The organism is Glycocaulis alkaliphilus, from assembly GCF_004000605.1.
In the GTDB taxonomy this organism is placed as follows: Bacteria; Pseudomonadota; Alphaproteobacteria; order Caulobacterales; family Maricaulaceae; genus Glycocaulis; species Glycocaulis alkaliphilus.
In genome coordinates, this window is sequence record NZ_CP018911.1 from 625,063 (window position 1) to 649,584 (window position 24,522).

A 24,522-nucleotide genomic window follows, 5' to 3' on the forward strand; every position below is an offset into this window, starting at 1 on the left:
CGAGGTTTAGGGGGCAAAGCCCGGTTTGGCGAGGGGGCGCATGTGCGGCCCTTTTGCCGTCAGCTTGTCCGCCAGCCGGTATGCAGGGCCGCGATGCCGCCCGACAGGTTCGTCACCTTCACTTCTCCAAACCCTGCTTCGCGCAGCTCGGCGGCAAACGCCTCCTGATGGGGAAAGCGGCGAATGGATTCGACGAGGTACTGATAGCTGTCGCGGTCCTTGGCGATGAGAGCGCCGAGCTCGGGGATCGCCTTGAACGACCACAGATCATAGATGTTCGCGACAGCGCGTGTGACGGGCCTGGAGAATTCAAGGCACAGGAAACGCCCGCCGGGTTTGAGCACGCGGTGCATTTCGCGCAGCGCCTGCATGCGCTCGGTCACATTGCGGATGCCGAACCCGATCATCACGCAGTCCGCGCTTCTGTCGTCAAAGGGCAGGCATTCGGCGTTGGCGACGGCCCATTCGATGCCGTCTGCCTGGCCGCGCTTGATGCCTGCACGCAGCATCTCCTCATTGATGTCGGCCACGATGGCGGTGGCGGGCTTCTCGCCGGGGCGTCTGGAGCGCTCGATGAAGGCGCGGGCGAGATCGCCGGTACCGCCCGCCACATCGATCAGCCGCTCGCCAGGTTTCGGCCTCGCGCGGGTGATGGTGATGTCTTTCCACACCCGGTGAATGCCAAGGCTCATCACATCATTCATCAGGTCATAGCGGCGCGCCGAGCGGTCGAACACGCCGCGCACAAGGCCCTGCTTTTCCTCGCGCGGCACTTCGCGGAAGCCGAAGGATGTGGTGTCAGTATTGCTCATGAGATCAGACTAGCCTTCGCCATTGAAAGCTGCCAGTGCGGCAGATGGACCAGATCAGTAAAGGCGCACGCAGTCCGGTCCGGCCTCACCGTCTATGGCATAGCGCGCGGTGGCACCGGCATCATCAAACCAGCTCTGCCCATCCGCGCTTTCATGGCGCAGCACGCCTTCAGCCTCGCCTGTCATGGCCGGACCCAGCCGATATTCGGCGTCTTCGACAGACAGTGCCGCGCCGTCCGCATCACGATTGAGAATTGCCAGAATGTCTCCGCACAGGAAGATGGCTTCTTCGGCCTCCATGGCAGGGGCCTCGCCCGCATCACCAACGAGGCTGGCGCCAAACGGGTCGAGACGTATCTCTCCGGCATCAATGCGCCTCTGCCCGACATTGACCGCCAGCGGCGCGCTCAGCCATTGCAGCTCGCCATCCCAGGCAAGGGCGGCGCGCAATGCATAGGCCTGCCCGTCTTCAAGGCGCGCCGGATCAATGGTGAGGCTCACCTCCAGCGGCAGGTCGGCGCCGTCCAGCACGGTGCTGGCTTCCGCCACCGCTTCGCCTTCACCGCTGACCGCGAACAACTCGACCAGCACAGCGGTGCCATCGGGCAGGCGCACCGGCTCGCCGACGCTCAACGTGGCGGTCAGTGTACGCGGCGCGTCCTCGTCAAATGGCGAGCAGGCAGCGGCCAGAAGCAGGCCAAGCGTGATAATGGCGGCGGATAACCGGACCATGGCGACGTCTCCATGTGATGCTGGCACTCGCCTTAGCACAGCGCATGCGCACATTCTAAGCGGCAAGACGCACCTTTCAGACGACGAGGCCACACCATGCCCGAACTGCCCGAGGTGGAAACCGTACGCCGCGGCCTCATCCCCGCCATGGAAGGGCGGCGCATTCTGTCCGCGCGGACGAACCGGCCCGATCTGCGCTTTGCCTTCCCCGAACGCATGGCAGAGCGCCTGACCGGCACGCAGGTGGAGCGGCTCGACCGGCGCGCGAAATACCTGCTTGTGCGGCTGGGATCAGGTGAAACCCTGCTCATGCATCTGGGCATGTCAGGCCGGTTCTCGATTCTGGCAGAGGACATGGCGCGCCAGCCGGGCGATTTCGTCTACGCGCCGCCCGCCAACCCCGCCCACGACCATGTCGTGCTGGACCTCGAGGGCGGGGTGAGGGTTACCTATAACGATCCGCGCCGTTTCGGCTTCATGACCCTGTTCGATACAGGCGAGGAGGCGGCAAATCCCTATCTGGCCCAGCTTGGACCGGAGCCGGATTCCAACCTGTTTTCCGGTCCTCATCTGGCGGCAGCGCTCAAAGGGCGGCGCTCACCCATCAAGACCGCATTGCTGGACCAGCGCGTCGTGGCGGGGCTGGGTAATATCTATGTGTGCGAGGCGCTATGGCGCGCGCGTATCAGCCCGAAGCGTCAGGCCTATACAATCGCGGGTGAGCGGGCAGAGCGACTGGCCGTGGCCGTGCGCAATGTCATTGCCGAGGCGATTGATGCGGGCGGCTCTACTTTACGCGACTATGCAGGCGCAGACGGCGCTCTGGGCTATTTCCAGCACCGCTTTGATGCCTATGGGCGCGAGGGCGAGGCGTGCCGCGGCAGCTCGGGCAATGAGGGGTGCGGCGCGCCCATCATCCGCCTCGTCCAGCAAGGCCGGTCGACCTTCTACTGCCCGGCATGCCAGCGCTAACGGGCGGGCGCATTACAAATATGTCATCCATAATGTTGTAGACATATAACATTTGGTTTGATATTAAACCCTCCAGGCCACCCGAACAGGAGGCCAGATACACAATGAAAAGGTCAGACCCATGTTGAAAAACACTATCAGACAAGCGGCGCTCGCCGCACTGGGCTTCCTGGCCGGGGTTGGACTCTCCTCCCTGGAGCGAAGCTACGCACAAGATTACGCCGCCATCGAGGCCTCTCCGGCCCTGTGGACGATCGAGGCTGATGGCGCGGCCGTCCATCTGTTCGGCACTTTCCACCTGTTGCCTGACGCGCTCGACTGGCGTTCCGATACGGTGAACACTGCCTTTGCCGAAGCCGGGACGGTGTGGTTCGAGGCCGATGTCCTCAGCCCCGAGACGCAGGCCCAGATGCAGGCCCTGATCCCGCAGCTCGGGCTCAATCCGCAAGGCGTCACCCTGTCCTCCCTGCTGGGTGCGGACACCTATGCCGCCTTTGAAGCACAAACCGCAGAGCTGGGCATTCCTGCAGCCAATTTCGAGCCTGTGCAGCCCTGGCTTGCCGGGATTACGCTGGGCGCGATGCAGCTCCAGTCATTCGGCTTCAATCCGGCGACGGGTGTCGAGGCCGTGCTGACGGCTGAGGCCAGTGAACAGGGCAAGCAGCTCGATTACCTGGAAACGGCCGAAGGCCAGCTGCGCATCCTCGCCGGTCTGCCGATGGATACCCAGATCGAATGGCTTCGCGTGAGCCTTGAGGAGATGGGCGATCTGCGTGGAGAGCTGGACCGTATGGTCACCGCCTGGGCGACCGGCGACATGGATACGCTCGATACGCAGGTGAACGGTTCCATCCGTGATGCCAGCGACGAACTTTATCAGGCGATCATGGTCACCCGTAATCGCGACTGGGTGCCTCAGATCGAGGCCATGCTGGCATCGGGCGGCACGCATTTCGTGGCGGTCGGGGCAGGTCACCTCCCCGGTGAAGACGGTGTGGTCGAGCTCTTGCGGGCTGAAGGTTACACGGTCACTCGCCGCTAGACGCATCCATCAATAAGCAGAGATCGCCCGCTCCGGGGTGTCGACCCCGGGGCGGGCTTCCTGTATGGAAGCCGCCGCATCGAACTGTCGCGGCACTGTCAAGGCGGTGTCATCCTCAAGGAGGGCTCAAGATGGCCTACAAGACGATCCAGACCAAAACCGAGGGGCGGGTAGGGGTTATCACCTTCGACCGGCCATCGGCCCTGAACGCGCTGTGTGACGAGCTGACCACGGAGCTGGCTGCCGCGCTGGAAGCTTTCGAGGCCGATGAGGATATTGGCTGTGTGGTTCTGACGGGCTCTGCCAAGGCGTTCGCCGCCGGTGCAGACATCAAGGAATTGCAGGATCGCGATTTCGTCTCGCTCTACATGCACGATCCCTTCGCAAAGAGCTGGGAATCGGTGGCGCGCTTCCGCAAGCCGATTATCGCTGCGGTCGCCGGCTATGCGCTGGGTGGCGGCTGCGAGATCGCCATGATGTGCGATTTCATCATTGCTGCGGAAACCGCGAAATTCGGTCAGCCCGAGATCAATCTCGGCGTCATGCCCGGCGCGGGCGGCACGCAGCGCCTGCCGCGCGCTGTCGGCAAGTCCAAGGCCATGGATATGTGCCTGACGGGGCGCATGATGAATGCCGAGGAAGCCGAGCGTGCCGGCCTGGTCTCGCGCATCGTGGCCGCTGACGACCTGCTCGACACCGCCATGGAAGCGGCAGAGGCCATTGCGGCCAAATCCCTGCCGATCGCGATGATGACCAAGGAAGCGGTGAACATGGCCTATGAGATGGGCCTGACCGAGGGCATCCGCTTTGAGCGGCGTGTCTTCCAGTCCCAGTTTGCCACCGAAGACCAGAAGGAAGGCATGGCGGCCTTTGCCAGCAAGCGCGCTGCGCATTTCCGCCACCGCTGATTTAGCACGCATCGCGGTTGACGAAGCCGGGGCGCACGGGTATACGCCGCGCCTCACTTCGCTCAACGCTTGCCTTTTCAAGGGCGCGGCGCGACGATGAGAACTTAGGTTTCAACGACTGTTTCAGGCCCCTGGAGTATCCATGGCGAATACGAGTTCGGCGAAGAAAATGGTGCGCAAGATTGCGCGCCGCACCGCCATCAACAAAACCCGCCGCTCGCGCATGCGCACCTTTGTGAAAAAGGTCGAGCTGGCTATCGCGGCCGGCAATCAGACCGAGGCGCGTGACGCCCTGCGTGCGGCCGAGTCCGAAGTCATGAGCGCCGTCTCCAAGGGCGTCATCCACAAGAACACGGGCTCGCGCAAGGTTTCGCGCCTTTCGGCCCGCGTGAAGTCGATGAACGCCTAGTCAAAACTCGTCCTTAGCCGGATAAGTTTAGAGCGTGTCTGCAGTATGTCTGCAGGCGCGCTTTTTTATTTGTTTTCTGTTCAGAAAACCGCCGGGATCGCCTGTTGCACAAGGCGTTCCCACAACCTTTCGCGCTGCAATTTCTCTCCCCTTTGACAGCTGCAAACACGGCCCGCCATGAACGCCTGCGGAACGTAAACCCTGACTGAATCTTTTTTCACTGCGCAACGTCCAGCGCAATCAGGGAAATCTCCTTGTCAAGCGCCGAATCGGCCCGGAATCACGGTTAATGATGTTGATTCCCGCAGCGCTCTGGCTAACCTGTCTGGACCGACGCGACTGATCTCCATACGGACCAAGAGCGGGTTGCGGGGGCGAGCATATGGCTGGCCGCCGAACGGAGAAGTCTTGTCTAAAATCAAGGTAATAGCTGCGGGACATAACTTGCAGCCGACAGGTTTGAGGTTGGGGACTTATGGGGCTGAACAATTCAGTTTCTAACGCCAGAACACAGCAGCGGGGCGTCATGCAGGGTGTGCCGGCCGTCAGCGATGTCTGGCGCGATGTACGCGCCAGGCTGCGCCAGGAATACGGGGATGTGATCTATGTTTCCGAGATCGCGCGATTGCGCGTAGCGGAAGATTCCAATGGTTCCATCCAGATCATCTGCGCCAATGATTTCGGCCGCGCCTGGGTGGAGGACAATCTGGGCGCCCGGCTTCGTGCGCTGTGGACGACCTTTGATACCGGCCCGCGTGACATCGTGATCTGTTGTGAAGGCGTTCCGGCTGCCCGCGCTGGCGTCCGGGAGGATCGCCGGGTACCGGCCAGTGCCGCGGCGCCGGTCCGCCCCGCGGCCTCTGCTGCGCTGGCGCCTGCGCGCGAAGCCCTTGCCAGCTCGGCATCGTCGGCGGCCCTTGGCGGGCCGGAGCGTGCCTCGCGCAGCGATGGCCGCTTCACCTTCAACACCTTCATGGTCGGCTCGGCCAATGCCATGGCCAGCACGGCGGCCAAGGCGATTGCCGGTGCGTCCGCCCCGCCTTTCAACCCGGCCTTCTTCCATGGTGGCTACGGGGTGGGCAAGACGCATCTCTTGAACGCTATCGCCCATTCGGTGAGCCTTGGCGAGTCCGGCCGCAAGGTGCTCTATCTGACGGCCGAGGAGTTCCTCAACGGCTTCCAGTCGGCTCTGCGGGCGCGTGACGTCCAGCCCTTCAAGGACCAGGTGCGTACCTGTGACGTGCTGCTGATCGATGATGTCCACTTCATCGCCGGCAAGCCGAGCACGGAAAGCGAATTCCTGCACACGATTGCAGCCCTGATCGCGGAAAACCGCCAGGTCGTGCTCGCCTCGCATTGCGCGCCGGCCGAGCTGGGTGTCGGTGATGAACGCCTGCGTTCGCTGCTGCGCGGCGGGTTTGCCTGCGAGCTGTTCGGGCCTGATCTCGATCTGCGCCGCAAGATTGTTGACTGCAAGGTGGCGCAGGCCCGCGCCCATTGCCCCGATCTCGATGTACCCGAACAGGTGCGCGATTTCCTGGCGGCCCGCGTGACCAGCTCGGCGCGCGAGCTCGAAGGCGTGCTCAACAATGTCATCGTCCGCACCGCCTATATGGAGCGCCCGGTGACGATCGAGGCAGTGGAGGAAGTGCTGGGCGATCTGCCCGTGAAGGCAGAAAAGCGCGTCACGGTCGACGAGATCCAGAAGGCGGTAGCGGCCTATTTCTCGATCACGTCCTCCGACATCAACTCCAAGCGCCGCACCCAGTCTGTCGTGCGCCCGCGCCATATCGCCATGTATCTGGCCAAGACCATGACCACGCGCTCCCTGCCCGATATAGGGCGGCGCTTTGGCGGGCGGGACCACTCGACGGTCATTCACGCGGTGACCAAAATTACTGCCCAGCTTGGCGCCGATCCGCTTCTGGCCGAAGATATTGAGGCCATTCGCAAGCGTCTTCGCGGCTGATTGTGCTGCAACGCCCCCCGGCGACCGCAAGAGACCCCTTCTTGCGGTCGTTTTTTTTGGTCTATGGTAAACAACCCGGTCTACTAGCGATTCTGTCAGGCGGGAGGCTGCGCTTGCCGGGCTTTCCGCCAAATCTGGTCAAAAGGCGATAGAGATGAAGCTCACGATAGAGCGCGCGGCCCTCCTGAAAGCGCTTGGACACGTCCAGGCGGTGGTGGAACGGCGCAATACCATCCCGATCCTCTCCAACGTGCTGATCAATGCCAACGGCCAGCACATGCGCCTGACCGCGACCGACCTTGATACCGAGATCGTGGAAGAGGCCCCCGCCCATGTGGAGCGGGCAGGCATCGTGACGGCTCCGGCCCACACGCTTTATGAGATCGCCCGCAAGCTGCCTGAAGGGGCGGATGTGACGCTGCAGATGGCCGGTGATGATCCGCGCCTGCAGCTCTCTGCCGGGCGCTCGCGCTTCAACCTGCCCGCGCTGCCCGCCGGTGACTTCCCCGTCATGCCGACCGAGGATCTGGCGACCAGCTTTACCCTGCCGGCCGCCGCCTTTGCGCGCCTCATCGACAAGACGCGCTTTGCGATCTCCACCGAAGAGACGCGCTACTACCTCAACGGCATCCATCTGCACGCGGCAGAGCGTGATGGCCGCAAGACGCTGCGCGCTGTCGCCACCGACGGCCACCGTCTGGCGCTGGCCGAAACCGATCTACCCTCTGGCGCGGAAGGCATGCCGGCGGTCATCGTGCCGCGCAAACCCATCCAGGAACTGCGCCGCCTGCTCGAAGATGTGGATGATGAAATCCGCGTGCAGGTCTCCGAAGGCAAGATCCGTTTCGAGCTGGGCGCAGCGGTGCTGACCTCCAAGCTGATTGACGGCACCTTCCCGGACTATGAGCGCGTGATCCCGCGCGGCAATGACAAGATCATGAAGGTGGACCGCGCCCCGTTCGCGCAGGCCGTCGACCGGGTGGCCACGATCAGCCAGGAGAAATCCCGCTCGATCAAGCTGACCGTGTCGGACTCCACGCTGGTTCTGGCGGTCAACAACCCTGAAAGCGGGACGGCGAGCGAAGAGCTGCATGCCGACTATTCATCCAGCGAAATCGTCATTGGCTTCAATGCGCGCTATCTGCTGGACGTCGCTGCTCAGATCGCTGGCGATGAGGCCATGTTCGAGTTTGCCGATTCCGGTTCGCCGACGCGCGTGACGGACTCTGGCGATCCGGACGCTGAATACGTGCTGATGCCGCTGCGGGTGTAGGGGTTAGCCTGAACGGTTTGCCCGTCAAAGGACACACCGCCATGCCTGCTGGCGTGTCAGTTTCTGCTCCTACGGTATGTTCATTACCGGGGTCCCCGCCCCCGAGCGGGGACCCAGTAAACCTGCAAAACAGCGTCATAAGCATGCCGTTTGAAGTCCTGCTTTCGCCTCTGGGTCCCCGCTCGGGGCGGGGACCCCGGCTGTTTGCCGGGCAGCTGGATCATGAACAGAACATCTGCCGTCACCCGCCTGAAGCTCACCGGCTTTCGCAACTATGCCTGGCTGGATCTCGCGCTGGATGCGCGCCCTGTCTGCCTGTTCGGCCCCAATGGCGCGGGCAAGACCAATCTGGTTGAAGCGGTGTCTTTTCTCGGGCCGGGCAGGGGGCTTCGCGCCGCCGGTTCCGACGCCGTGCGCCAGCGCGGCGCTGGCGGGGAAGCGCCGGTCTGGGCGGTCCATGCCGAGGCCGAAACGGCCCACGGCCCGGTAACGCTGGCAACCGGCGCTGACCCCGATAATCCCGCCCGGCGCAAGACGCGCCTCGAAGGCGTGGCCACCACCCAGACCCAGCTCGCGCGCCTTTTCCCGATGATCTGGCTGACCCCGCGCGAGGACCGGCTGTGGGCAGGTCCGCGCAGCGACCGCCTGCGCTTTTTCGACCGTCTGGTGCTGGCCGGTGAGCCGGGTCACGGCACGCAGGCCAACGCCTATGACAAGGCGATGCGCGAACGCCAGCGCCTGCTGGAGCGCATGGATGAAGGCCTCAGCGTTGATCTGTCATGGCTCGATGCGCTGGAAGCCAAAATGGCCGAAGCGGGCACCGCGATGGCGCGTGCGCGTCTGGTGGCCCTCAATGCCCTCCAGAGCGAGATCAATGACCGCCCGGCATCTGCCTTCCCCAAAGCCGATCTTGCGCTCTCCGGCTATCTGGAGGGGCTTCTCGTGGAGGATGAAGGCGCGGCGCAAACCCGCTTTGCCGCGCGCCTGAAAGACACGCGCCGCAAGGATGGCGCGGCGGGGCGCGCGCTGACCGGCCCGCACCGCACCGAGCTGGAGGCGCGCCACCGGGAGAAGGATCAGGTGGCGGCGGACTGCTCCACCGGCGAGCAGAAGGCCCTGCTGCTGGGTCTCGCGCTCGCCCATGGTGCGGCGCTTGCGCGCGAGCGCGGGGCCGCCCCGGTGATGATCTTTGATGAGGCGTGCGCGCATCTGGATGTGGACCGCCGCGAGGGCCTTGCCAGCGCGATTGCTGCCATTGGCTGCCAGGCCTGGCTGACGGGCGTGGAGAAGGGCCTGTTCGAGGCGTTCGGCGAGGGCGTGCAATATGTCAGCGTGGAGGCGGGCCAGGCGGTAAGGGGGTAGGTGCGTGCTTCGAGACGGCTTCTTGCGAAGCCTCCTCAGCATGAGGGAGGTTTTCGCCATGTCCCTCATCCTGAGGGCGAACGTAGTGAGCGTCTCGAAGGACGAGGGACAACTACCCCTTCAGTTTCCGCAACCGCTCCTTTGAGCCTTCATGGATCAGGCGCAGCTCGTCCAGCGTTTCGTCGATCTGGCGGCGCTTGTCTTCCAGCTCGGCAATCTTCTCGCCCGTGCGCTCGATGACATAGCGCAGCTGCTTCTCGCGGCCCTCGCCCTCCTGCCCGTAAAGCTGAAGGAAGGTGCGGATCTCCGACAGGGTTGAGCCTATCACCTTGGCCCGCAGGATCAGCGAGAGGCGCTGGCGGTCGGTCTCGGTGTAGATGCGCTGCGTGCCGACCCGCTGCGGGCTTATCAGCCCCTTGTCCTCATAGAACCGGATCGTGCGCTGGCTGATGTCAAAATGCGCGGCGAGATCAGCGATCCCGTAGAGGGTCTCGCCTGCCTCATTCGTTTTCATGCTGGTTGCCGCTCTGGCCATTTCATACTGCCTGACGCTTACAAGAATTGCTTGACGTATACGTAAGCATGCGTCAGCCTGAAAGAGAAGACAAGAGCCCCGCCAGACGGGCCGGTCAGGGAGGAGAGGCAACGCCGTGACTGCCAAAGGGTATGACAGCGTATTTCGCGAACAGCTGTTCGCCGGGAAGACGATAATCGTCACCGGCGGCGGGTCCGGCATTGGCCGCTGCACCGCCCATGAGCTGGCCAGCCTTGGCGCAAAAGTCATCATCACCGGGCGCAAGGCGGAGAAGCTTCAAGGCGTCGCTGCCGAGATCGCCGAAGATGGCGGCGTCTGCCACATGGCGGGCTTTGACATCCGCGATGAGGACGCCGTGAAGGCTGCGGTGACAGAAATCGTCGCGGAACATGGCCCCGTCCATGGCCTCGTCAACAATGCGGGCGGGCAGTTTCCGGCCAGCCTGCAGGACATCTCGAAAAAGGGCTGGGACGCGGTGATCGCGACCAATCTGACCGGCGGCTTCCTGATGATGCGCGCCGTGTTCGAGGCTTCCATGGCCGAACATGGCGGCACGATCGTCAACATGACGGCGGATATGTGGAACGGCATGCCGGGCATGGCCCATTCCGGTGCCGCGCGCGCAGGGATGGCCAATCTCACCAAGACAGCAGCGTTCGAGTGGGCGCAGTATGGTGTTCGCGTGAATGCGGTGGCGCCTGGCTGGGTCGCCTCGTCGGGCATGGACACTTATGGCGGCGCGGTGCGCGCCATGATCCCGCATCTGCGCCAGCACCTGCCCGCCAAGCGCATGGGGACGGAGGCAGAGGTTTCATCAGCCATCGTGTTCCTCCTCAGTGAGGGCGCGAGCTTCATCACCGGCGTGACGCTGGCGATTGATGGTGGTGCGCCGCTGGGCAGCGCGGTTTTCCCCCTGCCTGACCATGAAAAGAGCGTTGCCTATAATGGCTTCCACCGGGCGGTGGACCCCGAAGTCCTGCGCGGAGGTGGCAGCTAATGCCCGTGCTCTCGTCCCGCCTCAACGCCTCAAGCGATGAGTTCCGCGCCAATGCGGACAAGATGGCCGAGCGCCTTAGCGAAGTGCGCGCGCTGGAGGAGAAGGTGCGCGCCAACTCCGAACGCAAGCGGGCGGATTTTGAAAAGCGTGGCCAGCTTCTGCCGCGCGAGCGCGTGGCGCGGCTGCTTGACCGGGATGCGCCCTTCCTCGAGCTCTCGCCGCTGGCGGGCCTGAAAATGCATGATGATGACGGGGATCGCGGCGCCTCTGGCGGTGGCTCAATCGTCGGCATCGGGCAGGTCTGCGGCAAGCGTGTCATCATTGGCGCGTCCGACAGCGCCATCAAGGGCGGCACGGTCGCGCCGATGGGACTGAAAAAGGCCCTGCGCGCGCAAGAGATCGCGTTGGAGAACAAGCTGCCCATGATCCATCTGGTGGAGTCCGGCGGCGCGAACCTGCTCTATCAGGCCGAGATTTTCGTCGACGGGGGCAGGAGCTTTGCCAATCAGGCAAGACTGTCCGCTGCCGGTATTCCGCAGATCGCGGTGGTGCATGGCTCGTCAACGGCGGGCGGGGCGTATCTGCCGGGCCTGTCTGACTATGTCGTGCTGGTGAAGGGCAATTCGAAAATCTTCCTCGCCGGACCGCCGCTGGTCAAAGCCGCCATTGGCGAGGACGCGGACGATGAAAGCCTTGGCGGGGCAAAGCTCCACGGCGAGGTGACAGGCCTTGGCGAATATGTCGCCGAGGACGATGCGCAGGCCATCGCCTATGCCCGCGAGATCATGGACAAGCTGAACTGGGATGGCGCCACCCCGCCGGGGCAAGGCGAAGCGCCCAAATTCGCCAGCGAGGAATTGCTTGGCGTGGTCCCGGCCGATGACCGCACCCCCTATGACGTGAAGGAAGTGATCGCCCGCATCGTCGACGGGTCGGACTTCCTGGAGTTCAAGGCGCGCTATGGCGCAGAAACCGTGTGCGGCCATGCCCGCATTGGCGGCCATCTTGTCGGCATTCTGGGCAATAACGGTCCGATCCAGCCCAAAGGCTCGATGAAGGCCGGGCAGTTTATTCAACTCTGCGACCAGTCCGGCACGCCGCTCATCTTTTTACAGAATACCACCGGCTACATGGTCGGCTCCAAGGCAGAGGCCGATGGCGCGATCAAGCACGGCTCGAAAATGATCCAGGCCGTCGCCAATGCGCGCGTGCCCAAAATCACCATCGTGCTCGGCGGCTCCTATGGCGCTGGCAATTACGGCATGTGCGGGCGCGGGTTCGATCCGCGTTTCATCTTCGCCTGGCCGACCGCCCGCACCGCCGTGATGGGCGGAGCGCAGGCCGCCAAGGTGATGGAGATCATCACCCGCGCCAAGAATGAGCGCGCCGGCCAGCCGACCGATGAAGATGGGCTCAAAGCCATGAGCGACATGATCCGCACCGGGCTGGAGGAGCAGTCCTACGCCCTCTTCGGCACGGCGCGGCTATGGGATGACGGCATTATTGACCCGCGCGACACCCGCGCCATCCTCACCGAGAGCCTGAATATCTGTGCTGAAGGCAACGCCCGCGCGCTGAACGCCAACACGTTTGGTGTGGCCCGTTTCTAGAGTTTCAAAAGGAGCTCCCCCATGCAGTTCACCACCGAACACAACCAGCTTCGCGACACCATCGCAAAATTCGTCGCGACCGAGATCAACCCTCATGTGGAGGAGTGGGAAAAGGCGGAAGAGTTTCCTTCCCACGAGCTCTTCAAGAAGATGGGTGATCTGGGCCTTCTCGGCCTGCGCTGGCCGGAAAAGTTCGGCGGGGCGGGGCTCGATTTCTCCTACGGACTGGTGTTCGCCGAGGAGCTGGGTCTTGTGAACTGCGGCGGTGTGCCGATGGCTATTGGCGTGCAGACCGACATGGCGACCCCGGCGCTGGCCAATTTCGGCTCTGACGAGCTGCGCGCGGAGTTCCTGGCCCCCGCCATCTCCGGCGATGCGGTGGTGTGCCTTGGCGTGTCGGAGCCCGGTGGCGGGTCTGACGTGGCAGCACTGAAAACCACCGCTAAATCCGATGGCGATGACTACGTCATCACGGGCACCAAGATGTGGATCACCAATGGCATGAAGGCCGATTGGTGCTGCCTGCTGGCCAACACGTCCGACGGCCCGGCCCACGGCAATAAATCCCTCATCATCGTGCCGATGAACTCCAAGGGGATTACCCGCCAGAAAATCCACAAGATCGGCATGCATTGCTCGGATACCGCCCAGCTCTTCTTTGATGAGGTGCGGGTGCCGAAACGCAACCGGATCGGGGATGAAGGCGCGGGCTTCCTCTACCAGATGCTGCAATTCCAGGAGGAGCGCCTGTTCGGCGCGGCCTCTTCGCTCAAAAGCCTCGACCGGGCGATTGATCTGACCATCGAGTACACGCGCGACCGCAAGGCGTTCGGCCATTCGGTGCTGGACAATCAGGTTGTCCATTTCCGCCTGGCTGAGCTGCGTACCGAGGTGGAGGCGCTGCGCGCGCTGACCTACCGCGCCGTCGCGGACTTCATGGAAGGCAAGGACGTGACGCGTCTTGCCTCCATGGCGAAGCTGAAATGCGGCCGCCTGACGCGCGAAGTCTCCGACACCTGCCTGCAATACTGGGGCGGCATGGGCTACACCTCGGACAACCCCATCGCCCGCTCCTTCCGCGATGGCCGCCTGATCTCCATCGGTGGTGGCACCGACGAGATCATGCTCGGCATTATCTGCAAGCTGGAAGGTACTCTTCCCAAGCGCCGGAAGGACTGATGAGCGCGCCCGAGACAATCCTGATCGAGACCCGTGCCGGGGTGCGTCACGTGACGCTGAACCGGCCGGAGACCCGCAATGCCATGTCGCTGGCCATGGTGGACGAGCTGCTGGGCGCTCTCAAAAGCGCTGAAAGCGACGGCGTGCGCGCCATCGTCCTTAAAGGCGCTGGCGGGCATTTCTGCTCTGGCGGAGATGTGAAGGATATGGGCGCGGCCTACGCCGGCCCCGGCCCTGATGGCGAAGACCCCGCAGCCAAGGTCAACGCCCAGTTTGGCCATTTGTGCAAAGCCTATGCGGAGACCGGCCTGCCGGTGATCGTGGTGCTGGAAGGCGCGGTGATGGGCGGCGGGTTTGGGCTGGCGTGCGTGGCTGATGTGGCGCTGGCGCGCGAGACGGCCCTGTTCCGCCTGCCGGAAACCGGGCTTGGTCTCGTCCCGGCGCAGATCGCGCCGTTCCTGGTGGAGCGGCTGGGGTATTCCGAAGCCCGCCGCCTCGCCGTGACGGGAGGCAAGATCGATGCGCTGGGCGCGCTGCGTCTCCGGCTCGTGCATGGCGTGCATGAGGGCGAGGATGCGATGAATACGGCGCTGGAAGCGGTGCTCGCCGACATTCGTAAAGGCGCGCCGAACGCCATAGCCGAAACCAAGCGCCTGATGCGCCGCGCGCGCCTGCATGATGCAGGCTCCCTCATTGATGATGCGGCCAGGGTGTTTGCCGCTGCCGTGCGCAGCGAAGAGGGCGCGGAAGGGCTGTCTGCCTTCATCGAGAAACGCCCCGCCAAATGGGTGCAGGGATGAGCGGCCTCACTTGCCTTTCTTTCGTCATTCCGGGCGAAGCGCGTCAGCGCGTAGACCCGGAACCCAGCGCTTCTTTCATAAAGTTCTGGGTTCCGGATAACGCCTTCGGCGTTTCCGGAATGACGAGGGGTGGGGTGTTCTGCTGTCAGAGGGCCGCGCCATGACCACTCCCATCAAATCCGTTCTGGTGGCCAATCGCGGCGAGATCGCCGTGCGGGTTTTGCGCTACGCCAAGAGCCGCAATATCCGCGCGATTGCCGTCTATTCCGATGCCGATGCGGACGCGCTGCATGTGCGCGAAGCGGATGTCGCCGTGCATATCGGCCCGGCAGCGGCCTCCGAGAGCTATCTTAAGATCGAGGCGATCATTGCCGCCGCGAAGGAAACCGGAGCGGATGCGATCCATCCGGGTTATGGCTTCCTGTCGGAGAATGCGGCCTTCGCACGCGCCTGCGCGGCCGAAGGCATCATCTTCATGGGGCCGCCGGCCGACGCTATCGAGGCGATGGGCGACAAGGCGCGCGCCAAGGCGCTGCTGGCCGCGTCCGGCATATCCATGGTGCCCGGCTGGCAGGGCGAGGATCAGTCCGACGCCAATCTTGCAAGCCAGGCTGACGCAATCGGCTTTCCGCTTCTGATCAAGGCCGTGGCAGGCGGGGGCGGGCGCGGCATGCGCGCGGTCAATTCCAGCGCGGAGTTTGCAGACGCGCTTGTCTCGGCCCGCCGGGAAGCCAAATCCGCCTTTGGCGATGATGCGGTGCTGCTGGAAAAGCTGATTCACCCCGCCCGCCATGTCGAGGTGCAGGTCTTCGCCGACAGTCATGGCAATACGATCCATATCGGCGAACGAGACTGCTCGGCCCAGCGCCGCCGCCAGAAGGTGATCGAGGAGGCACCCTCACCCGCCGTCAACGAAACGCTTCGTGCCGCCATGGGCGCAGAGGCTGTGCGGGTGGCGCAGGCCGTGGGCTATGTGGGCGCCGGCACGGTGGAATTCCTGCTGGATGCGGACGGGAAATTCTACTTCCTTGAGATGAATACGCGCCTGCAGGTGGAGCATCCTGTGACCGAAGAGGTCTACGGGATGGACCTTGTCGAATGGCAGTTCGTGGTCGCGTCCGGCGGCATGCTGCCCGCCACGCAGGAGCAGATCGTCCCGGAAGGCCACTCCATCGAGGTGCGGCTTTACGCTGAAGACCCGCTGGACGGGTTCAAGCCGCAATCGGGCGACATCATCCATTTCGAGCCCGAGGATGCCGCGCGCGAGGTGCGCATCGATACCGGGTTTGAAACCGGCGACGTAGTGAGCACCGCCTATGACGCGATGGTGGCGAAAGTGATCGCCTTCGCGCTCAATCGCGATGAGGCCATCGACCGGCTGATCGCCGGGCTCTCCAAGGCCCCCATGCTGGGCGTGAAGACCAATCGCGATTTCCTCATCCGCCTGCTGGACAGCGAAGCCTTCCGCACTGGCGCGGTGACGATTTCTGATCTGGACGAGTGGGCGGCCTCCGCCAACGGTCCTTTTGCGCCAGAGCGGGTTCCCGGTGAAGGCATAGCGGTGGCGGCAGCTTTGCTGGCCTCTCCGGCCGAGGGCGCGGTGCGCGGCGGGTCGGTGAAACGCTTCACCCTGCCTCTGGAAGCTGACGGGGAAGCGGTTGACGTCTTCGTGGAGCAGGACGGCCCGCACGCCGTCACGGTGAGCCTCGGCGAGGCCCGCCATACCATTACCCTCCTGGACGAAGACGCGCCTCACTTGCGCTACCGCCTCGATGGCGTGGACCGGCAGGCCTGCGTGGCCGAAGGCGAAGACGGCACGCTGCACATAGCGCTGGAGCGCCGCATCGTGGCGGTGCGTGAACCGTCTGCCTTCTCAGGTAACGATGCCTCCGACCCCTCGCGCATTACGGCGCCCGTTTCCGGCGCTCTGGTGGCACTGAACGTGAAGCCCGGCGACACGGTGAAGGCGGGTGATGTGCTGGCCCTGATGGAAGCGATGAAGATGGAAATGCGCCTCACCGCCGCCGCGAACGGCGTGGTGAAGGCGGTACATGCAGCCGCAGGCCAGCAGGCCGCGGGCGGCACACTTCTGATTGAACTGGAACTTGAAGGATCAAACCCATGAGCAAGGCCGTCATCACCTGCGCGATCAATGGTGTGCTGACCAATCCCAAGCAGCACCCCGTGCCCGTCACCCCCGCCGAAATGGCGAAAAGCGCGCGCGAGGCCTACGATGCCGGCGCCGCCGTCATGCATGTGCATTTCCGCATGCAGGAAGACGGGATGGGCGGATTTCCAAGCTGGGATCCGGACCTGGCGCTGGAAATCTGCGACGCGATCCGCGATGCCTGCCCCGGCATCATCATCAACCAGACGACCGGCATTGTCGGCCCGGATGTGTCAGGCCCGGTTGCCTGTCTGCGCAAGGTGAAACCGGAAGTCGCGGCCTGTAATGCGGGCTCGCTGAACTATCTCAAACTCAGGAGCGACGGGTCATGGGCCTGGCCGCCCGTGATGTTCGATAATCCGCTGGAGAAGATCCAGACGATGATCGACGCCATGAAGGAGACCGGCTCGCACCCGGAGTTCGAGTGCTTTGATGTCGGCATTGTCCGCTCGGTCAATATGTATATCGAGAACGGGATGGCCCCATCGGCCCACTATAATTTCGTGATGGGCGTGGCCTCCGGCATGCCGTGCGATTCGCGGCTTCTGGAGCTGCTGACCGAATACAAGCGCGAAGGCGATCCCTGGCAGACCACGCTGATCGGGCGCAGCGAAATCTGGCCCGTTCACCAGCGCGCTGCCGAGCTGGGCGGCATGCTGCGCACCGGGCTGGAGGACACATTCTACCTGCCCGACGGGGAACGCGCATCTGGCAATGGCGCTTTGATCGAAGCTCTGGTTCAATGTGCGAGAAACGCGGGCCGGGAGATTGCCTCTCCGTCAGAAGCCCGCACGCTGATGAACCTTCGGGGAGGATGAATATGTTGGCCGCAACCGCCGCTGATCTGCCACGTCTGGCCGGAGGCAAACGTTTTGCCTCCACACCGGCCCACCTGATCGAAAATGGTGAGAGCAAGCCGGACACAGCGGCTTATGTCTTCCATGACGGGTCTGGCTGGGTGACGCGCACCTGGCGGGATTACGCCGATGAGGCCCGCCGGGCCGGCCGTGCGCTGGTAGCTTTGGGTCTGCAGAAAGACCAGTCGGTGGCGATACTGGGCTTTAACCGGCCCGAATGGACGGTGATGGCCAACGCGGCGATGATGGCAGGCGGACGCCCTGCGGGCATTTACTGGACCAGCGCGCCGCCGGAAATCGCCTATATCCTCCAGCATTCGGAAAGCCCGGTCTATCTCGTTGAGGATACCGAGCAGGCAAAGAAGGCACTGGAGCTTAAAGCCGACTGCCCGAACCTTTCCCATATCGTCGTCATGCGCGGGGCAGAGGCGCCTGAAGGCACAATGAGCTGGGACGCCTTCATGGCGCTCGGCACCGAGGACCATGAGGGAGAATTGCTGGCCCGCCTCGACGCGCTGGAAGAGCATGGTATCGCCACGCTGATCTACACCTCCGGCACGACCGGCCCGCCCAAGGCGGTGATGCTGAGCCATGGCAATGTGGCGTGGAGCGCCTCCGCCCTGATAGAGATGTTCGGGCGCAGCGATGATGACCGCTCACTCTCCTATCTGCCGATAGCCCATATCGCCGAGCAGCAGGCCTCCGTCCACAATCACGCCGCCGCGGCAGGCACGCTCTGGTTCGCGCGCTCCATGGAGACGCTGGCCGAGGACCTCAAAGCCTGCCGGCCGACCATCTTTTTTGGCGTGCCGCGCGTCTGGGAGAAGATGGCCGAGACCATTCAGGGCCGCCTCGCCGAAGCGACCGGCCCCAAGGCCAAGCTCGCCAGATGGGCAATGGAAACGGCGCGAGAGGTCAATCTCGCCGCTATCGACAACAAATCCGTATCGCCGCTTCTCAAAGTCCAGAAAGCCATCGCCGACAAGCTCGTCCTCTCCAAGGTGAAGGACGCGCTGGGGCTGGACAAGTCACGCATGCTCATCTCCGGCGCGGCGCCGATTTCGATTGAGGTTCTGCGTTTCTTCGCCGGGCTCGATCTCGTCATCTATGAGGGCTACGGCCAGTCGGAGACCTCTGCACCGACCAGCTTTAACGGTCCCGGCGCCGCGCGCCTCGGCTCGGTGGGACGGCTGGTGCCGGGCATGGAGGCCCGCGTCACCGAAGAGGGCGAGCTGCTGGTGAAGGGCCCGAATATCTTCAAGGGCTATATGAAGAATAACAACGCCACCGCCGACAGCTTCACGAGCGATGGCTGGATGCGCACCGGCGATGTGGTCAATATCGATGATGATGGCTTCGTCTTCATCACCGGCCGGATCAAGGACATCATCATCACGGCAGGCGGCAAGAACATCACGCCGGCCAATCTTGAAACCGACCTTATGAACATCCCGCTGGTCGAACACGCGGTGGTGGTCGGCGATGCCAAGCCCTATCTGGCGGCCCTGCTGACTTTGAGCGCTGACGGGCTGGCTGCCTTTGGCAAGAAGCAGGGGCTGGAAGGTGACATCCGCAGCCATCCCAAAGTGCTGGAAGCCATTCAGGAGGGTGTCGACCAGCTTAACACCCGCCATGCCCGCGTGGAAAATATCCGTAAGTTTGCCATCCTGCCCGGCGCGTTGAGCGTGGAGGGCGGCGAGCTGACCCCGACCATGAAGGTGAAGCGCAAGGTGGTCATTGAACGCCACCGGGAGATTGTTGAAAGCCTCTATGCCAAGTAGCAGGCCCTTGCCGGAAAGGCTGGACACGCTTCTCATCGGGGCGGGCATGTCCGGCATCGCCATGGGCTATCACCTGAAACGGCGCGGGCTGGATGATTTCCTGATCGCGGAGAAATCAGACGGTTTTGGCGGTGTCTGGCGCGATAACCGCTATCCCGGCGCTGGCTGCGATGTGCCAAGCCACCTCTATTCCTTCTCCTTCGCGCTCAATCCCTACTGGAGCCGCAAATACGCGCTGCAGGCCGAGATACTCGACTATTTTGAAGAGTGCGCCGAGCGCTTCGGTCTGGGCGATCATTTCCGGTCGGGATTGATCGTCCGTTCACTGACATTCAATGAGAGCGAAGGCCGCTGGCAGGTCCGCTTCGCCGATGGCAGCGAAACCAGCGCGCGCGTCGTCATTAGCGCGGTCGGTCAGCTCTCCGAACCCTTCACGCCGCAGATTGCAGGCCTTTCCGGCTTTGCCGGTCCCGTCATGCACACGGCGCGCTGGGACAGCTCGGTAAAGCTTGATGGACAGCGCGTGGCGCTCATCGGCAATGCCGCCAGCGCCATCCAGCTATTGCCGGAAGTGAGCGAGCGGGCGCGCGAACTGACCATCTTCCAGCGCACCCCCAACTGGATCATCGCCAAGCCGGATCGGGCGTTCACTTCTGTCGAGACATGGGCGTTTGCGCACATTCCCGGCTGGCAGAGGCTCTACCGGCTGGGAAGTTTCCTCATCCATGAGCTGCGCTATTCGGCGCTTGTCAGGGGATCGCTGGCCAGCCGTTTCACGCTCTGGTCGGCCAGACGCAAGATCGCCAAAGGCATCAAGGACCCGGATCTGCGCGCAAAGCTGACGCCGGACTACCCGCCCGGCTGCAAGCGCATCCTGCTCTCCAATGACTATTTCGCGGTGATGCAGAGGGAGAATGTCCACCTTGTCACCGGGGGCATCAAGCGGGTCCATGCGGACGGGGTGGAGACGGCCACTGGCGAGATCGTCCCCGCCGATACGCTGATCCTGGCAACGGGCTTTGTGACCACCGAATTCCTGCCGACGCTGGAGGTGACGGGCGCAGAGGGCCGGTCCTTGCGCGATACCTGGGGCGCCTCGCCGCGTGCCTACAAGGGCGTGGCGGTGGCCGGTTTCCCCAACCTCTTCATGCTCTACGGGCCGAACACCAATCTGGGCCATAACTCCATCATCTTCATGGTGGAGCGGCAGGCCGAGTACATCGCCGACAAGGTGGGGCTGATCCTCGATGGCGGGTTGAAAACCCTCACCGTCCGGCCGGAGGCGGAAAGCCGCTACAATGCGGAGCTGCAAAAACGCCTCTCAAAGACGGTGTGGGCGGGCGACTGCCCCTCCTGGTACAAGACGGCTGACGGCGTGATCACCCAGAACTGGGAGGGCCTCGCCACCCGCTTTGCCCGCACGCTTGGCAGGCGCGATGATGCGGACTGGGAGGGGGTATAGCTCACAGTCACCCTACCTTTCGTCATTCCGGGCGGAGCGCGTCAGCGCGCAGACCCGGAACCCAGCCTTTTCAATCACTGGGTTCCAGATAAGCGCTTCGCGCTTTCTGGAAAGACGAAGGAAAGGCAGACAGGCTTGAGGCTTTAAGCCAGTTGCAGCTCCACCCAGACGCGTGCCCGGTCAATGGCCCAGTCGGCTTCCGGGATGAGGGGGGAGAATATCTGGAAGTCGTGCCACATGCCTTCCCAGATTTCGCAATCGACCGGCACGCCGGCGGCTTCCAGCTTTTCGGCCAGTCGCGTGGAATCGCTCAAGAGGATTTCGTCGGAGCCGACCTGAATGAGGGTTGGCGGAAGGCCATTCATCTCCGCAAAGAGGGGCGAGGCTTCCGGGTCGGTGCCGGGCCGTCCGCCCAGATAAAGCTCGCCGCCCGCGCCCAGATAGCCGGGGTTCAGCATGGGATCGCGCATCGCCTTGGCTGCCAGGCTCTCCCCGCTCATGGAGAGGTCGGTCCAGGGAGAGAGGAGGTAGAGCGCATCGGGAATGCGCTTGCCCGCATCGCGCAGGCGGATCGTCGCTGACAATGCCAGCCCGCCACCGGCTGAATCGCCGCTGAGGATGACCGGCCCCTTTTCGGTTTCCATCACGGCCTCAATGGCGGCCACGGCATCCTCGATCGCGGCCGGGCAGGGGTGTTCGGGTGCCATGCGGTAATTGACCGAGACGGCATTGAGGCCAAACGCTTTCGCCATGCGGGCGACAAGAGCGCGGTGGCTGAGCGCGGAGCCGCGCGAATACCCGCCGCCATGCAGATAGATCAGCACGCCCTTGCGGGCGTTCTCAGGGGCAAAGGCGAGCGCATCGCAGCCGCCAACCTCCGTACGCGCCACTTCCACGCCCTTGGGCATGGGAAGCTGGCGGCCCGCCTTGTCCATGCGGGCTCTGGCGTGCTCGGCGCTGGTGGCGGGTGACAGGCTGGAGCGGCCCGCCTTGCGGGCCATGCGGCGGCCCAGAAGCGATCGCAGGCGAAGGCCTTTTCGGGCCGGAATGGTCTCGATGGTCATGGCGTTTCGCGTCCTTCGGTGATGATGCGTTCCGCCCAGTCGGCAAAATCGCTCATGGCCTGCTCATAGCCTATATCGTTCAGGGTTTCGTGGCGCGCCTTGGGATCGTGGCGCATCGTCACGCGGGTGAAGCGGTTATTGTAGAGCCGTCCGGCGAGAATCTTCACCGCCTTGCCATTATTGGTCGCCGGGTCTGCGCCGCCGCCCGCCAGATGGATCGGCAGGTCGCGGGCCATGTTCTCCAGCCGCGCGCCATCCTCACCGCGTTCAAATCCATTGACGAAATCGCGCCACAGCAAGCGTGAGGCGGGCCAGCCGCACAACGGATCGGCGATATAGGCGTCGACCTCTTCGGGGATACGGGTAAGCCAGTCGCAATCGGTGCGCGCTTTCCTGACCCGCTTGCCCCAGGCCTCGAAGGTCAGCGCGTTCAGCCACAGGCTGGGCTCGGTCTGCTTACGCACAAAGCCTTCCAGCCAGAGCACGGCGCGCATCAGCCCGGCAAGGCTGCCGAGCGCCAGATTGGAATTCCATACCGCGACGCCAGCGAGATGGGCGTGCTCGTCCATGGCCTGGTTCATGGCAATCACCCCGCCCATGGAGTGGCCGAACACGATCACCGGCAGGCCGGGAAAACGTTGCTGCATATGTTCGCGCACGAAGCGGGCATCGCCCATCAGCCTGCTCCAGCCGTCTTTGAGCGCGTAGACGCGCGGCGGCGCATCCGGGGCGGTTGTCTGGCCGTGACCGCGATGATCGTGCGCGCTGACGTGAAAGCCGCGGCCTGAGAGATAGCGGGCAAAGCGCTCATAGCGCCCGCCATGCTCGGCAAGGCCGTGGTGGATGATCACAATGGCCTTGGCGGGAGCCTTGGCTTCCATCACTCGCAGCGCCAGACGCGCGCCGGTCGCACTCTCCACGAACTCCAGGCCAAACCCGCTCATCCACGTCCCCTTACGCTTTGCTTTGATGAGTTTAGCCTGCATTCTCACGCCGCTGCCACCATATTGGCATCAGGGGGAGAAGCCATGCTCAGCCGTTCGCGCAAAGCGCCCGCCATTCTGGCCATCGATCAGGGTACGACCTCCAGCCGTGCCATGGTGTTTGACCTTCAAGGCCAGGTGGCCGCGCTGGCGCAGGAAGAGTTCAACCAGATCTATCCAAGGCCCGGCTGGGTCGAACACGACCCGGAAGTGATCTGGGCGACGGTGCTCTCCACTGCGCGCAAGGCGATCAAGGCGGGTGAAGCCAAGGGCTATGAGATCACCTGCCTTGGCGTGACCAACCAGCGCGAGACGACTCTGGTCTGGGACCGCCAGACCGGCGAGCCGGTGCATAATGCGATTGTCTGGCAGGACCGGCGCACGGGCGAGGCCTGCGCGAAGCTGGAGGCCGACGGCGCGGCTGCGATGGTGGCAGGCAAGACCGGGCTGGTGCTGGACCCTTATTTTTCAGCCACCAAGATCGGCTGGATACTCGATAGCGTGCCGGGTGCCCGCAAGAAAGCTGAGGCCGGAAAGCTCGCCTTCGGTACGGTGGAGAGCTTCCTCATCTGGCGGCTGACAAAGGGCAAGCGCCATATCACCGACGCCACCAATGCCAGCCGGACCAGCCTTTATGATCTTGAGGCTCAGGGCTGGGATAGCGAGCTCTTGCGCCTGTTCAACATTCCGCGCGCCATATTGCCGGAGGTGGTCGATTGCGCGGGCGATCTGGGCGTCGCCGACAAATCGGTGCTGGGCAAGGCGATACCGATTACGGGCTCTGCAGGCGATCAGCAGGCCGCCGCCATCGGTCAGGCCTGCCTGTCGCCGGGCGAGATGAAATCGACCTATGGCACCGGCGCCTTCATGATCCTCAACACGGGCGGGACGCGCGTGACCTCGCAGAACCGCCTGCTGGCGACAACCGCCTGGCGGCTGGAGGGCAAGTCCGCCTTTGCGCTGGAGGGATCAGTTCTCTCAGCAGGCGCGACGATCCAGTGGCTGCGTGACGGGCTGGGCCTGATCTCCAAGGCGTCTGAAGTGGAGGCGCTGGCGGCCAGCGCCGACCCGGACGCGCCGGTCTATCTCGTCCCTGCCTTTACCGGGCTTGGCGCGCCGCACTGGAAGCCGGAAGCACGCGGCCTCATCACCGGACTGACGCGCGGGGCAGGCCGGGCGGAGATTGCGCGCGCGGCGCTGGAATCCACCGCCTTCCAGACGCACGACCTGCTGACCGCCATGCGCGCGGACGGGGCCCAGACGCTGACCCTGAAAGTGGATGGCGGGATGGTGGCCAACGCCGCCTTCCTGCAGCGGCTGGCGGACATTTGCGATCTGGAGGTGGTGCGTCCTGTGAACACCGAAACCACCGCCTGGGGTGCAGCGTTTCTGGCCGGCCTGGGGGCTGGTCATTTTGCCTCCATCACTGAGGCAGCCAGCCTGTGGAAGGCCGATCAGCGCTTTGCTCCGGCGGCTGATACGGGTTGGCGGACGCGCCATCTGGCGGGCTGGGCGGATGCGCTCCGGCGCACCACAATGTAATAATATTACACTTACATGGAATCCGGTCATGGACTTGTGCAGCGCACGCGCTTAAATCCGGTCCCT

Annotated in this window: 21 protein-coding genes; 16 read left to right on the plus strand and 5 right to left on the minus strand. The window is 63.8% G+C overall.

From position 1 onward, the window contains the following. Positions 1–59: 59 nt before the first annotated feature. Together X907_RS02985 and X907_RS02990 are read right to left on the minus strand one after the other, a co-directional pair. On the minus strand, positions 60–812 hold the full coding sequence (locus X907_RS02985) for a class I SAM-dependent methyltransferase (protein WP_127565567.1): 753 nt from the start codon (positions 810–812) through the stop codon (positions 60–62). A 54-nt stretch (positions 813–866) separates the two neighbouring features. Beyond that, positions 867–1,544 carry a YbaY family lipoprotein gene (locus X907_RS02990; RefSeq protein WP_170175438.1) on the minus strand — a complete coding sequence of 226 codons (678 nt, stop codon included), beginning with the start codon at positions 1,542–1,544 and terminating at the stop codon, positions 867–869. Positions 1,545–1,640: 96 nt separating this feature from the next. Here X907_RS02990 and mutM point away from each other — a divergent pair, with 96 nt between their 5' ends. The 7 genes from mutM to recF all read left to right on the plus strand — a co-directional run bounded on the left by mutM (position 1,641) and on the right by recF (position 9,479). After that, positions 1,641–2,516: a bifunctional DNA-formamidopyrimidine glycosylase/DNA-(apurinic or apyrimidinic site) lyase gene (gene mutM, locus X907_RS02995; RefSeq protein WP_127565569.1), complete on the plus strand. Its 876-nt coding sequence runs from the start codon at positions 1,641–1,643 to the stop codon at positions 2,514–2,516. Positions 2,517–2,637: 121 nt separating this feature from the next. Further along, complete coding sequence (locus X907_RS03000) at positions 2,638–3,558, plus strand: TraB/GumN family protein (protein ID WP_127565570.1); 921 nt, start codon at positions 2,638–2,640, stop codon at positions 3,556–3,558. 131 nt (positions 3,559–3,689) lie between these two features. Beyond that, complete coding sequence (locus X907_RS03005) at positions 3,690–4,466, plus strand: enoyl-CoA hydratase (protein WP_127565571.1); 777 nt, start codon at positions 3,690–3,692, stop codon at positions 4,464–4,466. A 142-nt stretch (positions 4,467–4,608) separates the two neighbouring features. Then, the gene (gene rpsT / locus X907_RS03010) at positions 4,609–4,875 is read left to right on the plus strand and encodes a 30S ribosomal protein S20 (RefSeq protein WP_127565572.1); all 267 of its coding nucleotides are present in this window, start codon (positions 4,609–4,611) and stop codon (positions 4,873–4,875) included. Between the two features lie 526 nt (positions 4,876–5,401). Continuing rightward, positions 5,402–6,844 (plus strand): chromosomal replication initiator protein DnaA, encoded by a 1,443-nt coding sequence (gene dnaA / locus X907_RS03015; protein WP_233352502.1) that lies wholly within the window; start codon positions 5,402–5,404, stop codon positions 6,842–6,844. A gap of 154 nt (positions 6,845–6,998) precedes the next feature. Continuing rightward, entirely contained in the window at positions 6,999–8,117 is a 1,119-nt protein-coding gene (gene dnaN, locus X907_RS03020) for a DNA polymerase III subunit beta (protein WP_127565574.1), read from the plus strand. A gap of 222 nt (positions 8,118–8,339) precedes the next feature. Further along, a complete protein-coding gene (recF, locus tag X907_RS03025; protein ID WP_127565575.1) occupies positions 8,340–9,479 on the plus strand; it encodes a DNA replication/repair protein RecF in 1,140 nt (379 codons plus the stop codon). A gap of 112 nt (positions 9,480–9,591) precedes the next feature. On the opposite strand, the gene X907_RS03030 is transcribed toward recF, so the two are convergent. After that, positions 9,592–9,993 (minus strand): MerR family transcriptional regulator, encoded by a 402-nt coding sequence (locus X907_RS03030; RefSeq protein WP_127565576.1) that lies wholly within the window; start codon positions 9,991–9,993, stop codon positions 9,592–9,594. 136 nt (positions 9,994–10,129) lie between these two features. Here X907_RS03030 and X907_RS03035 point away from each other — a divergent pair, with 136 nt between their 5' ends. The 8 genes from X907_RS03035 to X907_RS03070 all read left to right on the plus strand — a co-directional run bounded on the left by X907_RS03035 (position 10,130) and on the right by X907_RS03070 (position 20,867). After that, a complete protein-coding gene (locus tag X907_RS03035; protein WP_127565577.1) occupies positions 10,130–11,011 on the plus strand; it encodes an SDR family oxidoreductase in 882 nt (293 codons plus the stop codon). Then, positions 11,011–12,621: an acyl-CoA carboxylase subunit beta gene (locus X907_RS03040; RefSeq protein WP_127565578.1), complete on the plus strand. Its 1,611-nt coding sequence runs from the start codon at positions 11,011–11,013 to the stop codon at positions 12,619–12,621. Before X907_RS03035 ends, X907_RS03040 begins: the two co-directional genes overlap by 1 nt. A gap of 21 nt (positions 12,622–12,642) precedes the next feature. Continuing rightward, positions 12,643–13,800 carry an acyl-CoA dehydrogenase family protein gene (locus tag X907_RS03045; protein ID WP_127565579.1) on the plus strand — a complete coding sequence of 386 codons (1,158 nt, stop codon included), beginning with the start codon at positions 12,643–12,645 and terminating at the stop codon, positions 13,798–13,800. Then, the gene (locus X907_RS03050) at positions 13,800–14,600 is read left to right on the plus strand and encodes an enoyl-CoA hydratase/isomerase family protein (protein ID WP_127565580.1); all 801 of its coding nucleotides are present in this window, start codon (positions 13,800–13,802) and stop codon (positions 14,598–14,600) included. The genes X907_RS03045 and X907_RS03050 overlap by 1 nt, the downstream gene beginning before the upstream one ends. Before the next feature lie 160 nt (positions 14,601–14,760). Beyond that, positions 14,761–16,725, plus strand: coding sequence for an acetyl/propionyl/methylcrotonyl-CoA carboxylase subunit alpha (locus X907_RS03055; protein WP_127565581.1), 1,965 nt, complete (start codon positions 14,761–14,763; stop codon positions 16,723–16,725). Further along, positions 16,722–17,585, plus strand: a complete 864-nt coding sequence (locus X907_RS03060) for a beta-keto acid cleavage family enzyme (protein WP_127565582.1) — start codon at positions 16,722–16,724, stop codon at positions 17,583–17,585. Before X907_RS03055 ends, X907_RS03060 begins: the two co-directional genes overlap by 4 nt. A gap of 2 nt (positions 17,586–17,587) precedes the next feature. Further along, on the plus strand, positions 17,588–19,405 hold the full coding sequence (locus tag X907_RS03065) for an AMP-dependent synthetase/ligase (protein WP_170175439.1): 1,818 nt from the start codon (positions 17,588–17,590) through the stop codon (positions 19,403–19,405). 7 nt (positions 19,406–19,412) lie between these two features. Further along, positions 19,413–20,867 (plus strand): flavin-containing monooxygenase, encoded by a 1,455-nt coding sequence (locus X907_RS03070; RefSeq protein ID WP_170175440.1) that lies wholly within the window; start codon positions 19,413–19,415, stop codon positions 20,865–20,867. Positions 20,868–21,010: 143 nt separating this feature from the next. Here the strand turns inward: X907_RS03070 and X907_RS03075 are convergent, their stop codons facing one another. Both X907_RS03075 and X907_RS03080 read right to left on the minus strand, forming a co-directional pair. Further along, complete coding sequence (locus X907_RS03075; RefSeq protein ID WP_127565585.1) at positions 21,011–21,931, minus strand: alpha/beta hydrolase; 921 nt, start codon at positions 21,929–21,931, stop codon at positions 21,011–21,013. Further along, the gene (locus tag X907_RS03080) at positions 21,928–22,875 is read right to left on the minus strand and encodes an alpha/beta fold hydrolase (RefSeq protein WP_170175441.1); all 948 of its coding nucleotides are present in this window, start codon (positions 22,873–22,875) and stop codon (positions 21,928–21,930) included. Before X907_RS03080 ends, X907_RS03075 begins: the two co-directional genes overlap by 4 nt. An 84-nt stretch (positions 22,876–22,959) precedes the next feature. On the opposite strand from X907_RS03080, the gene glpK reads away from it, so the two are divergent. Beyond that, positions 22,960–24,456 (plus strand): glycerol kinase GlpK, encoded by a 1,497-nt coding sequence (gene glpK / locus X907_RS03085; protein ID WP_127565587.1) that lies wholly within the window; start codon positions 22,960–22,962, stop codon positions 24,454–24,456. Positions 24,457–24,522: the final 66 nt, after the last annotated feature.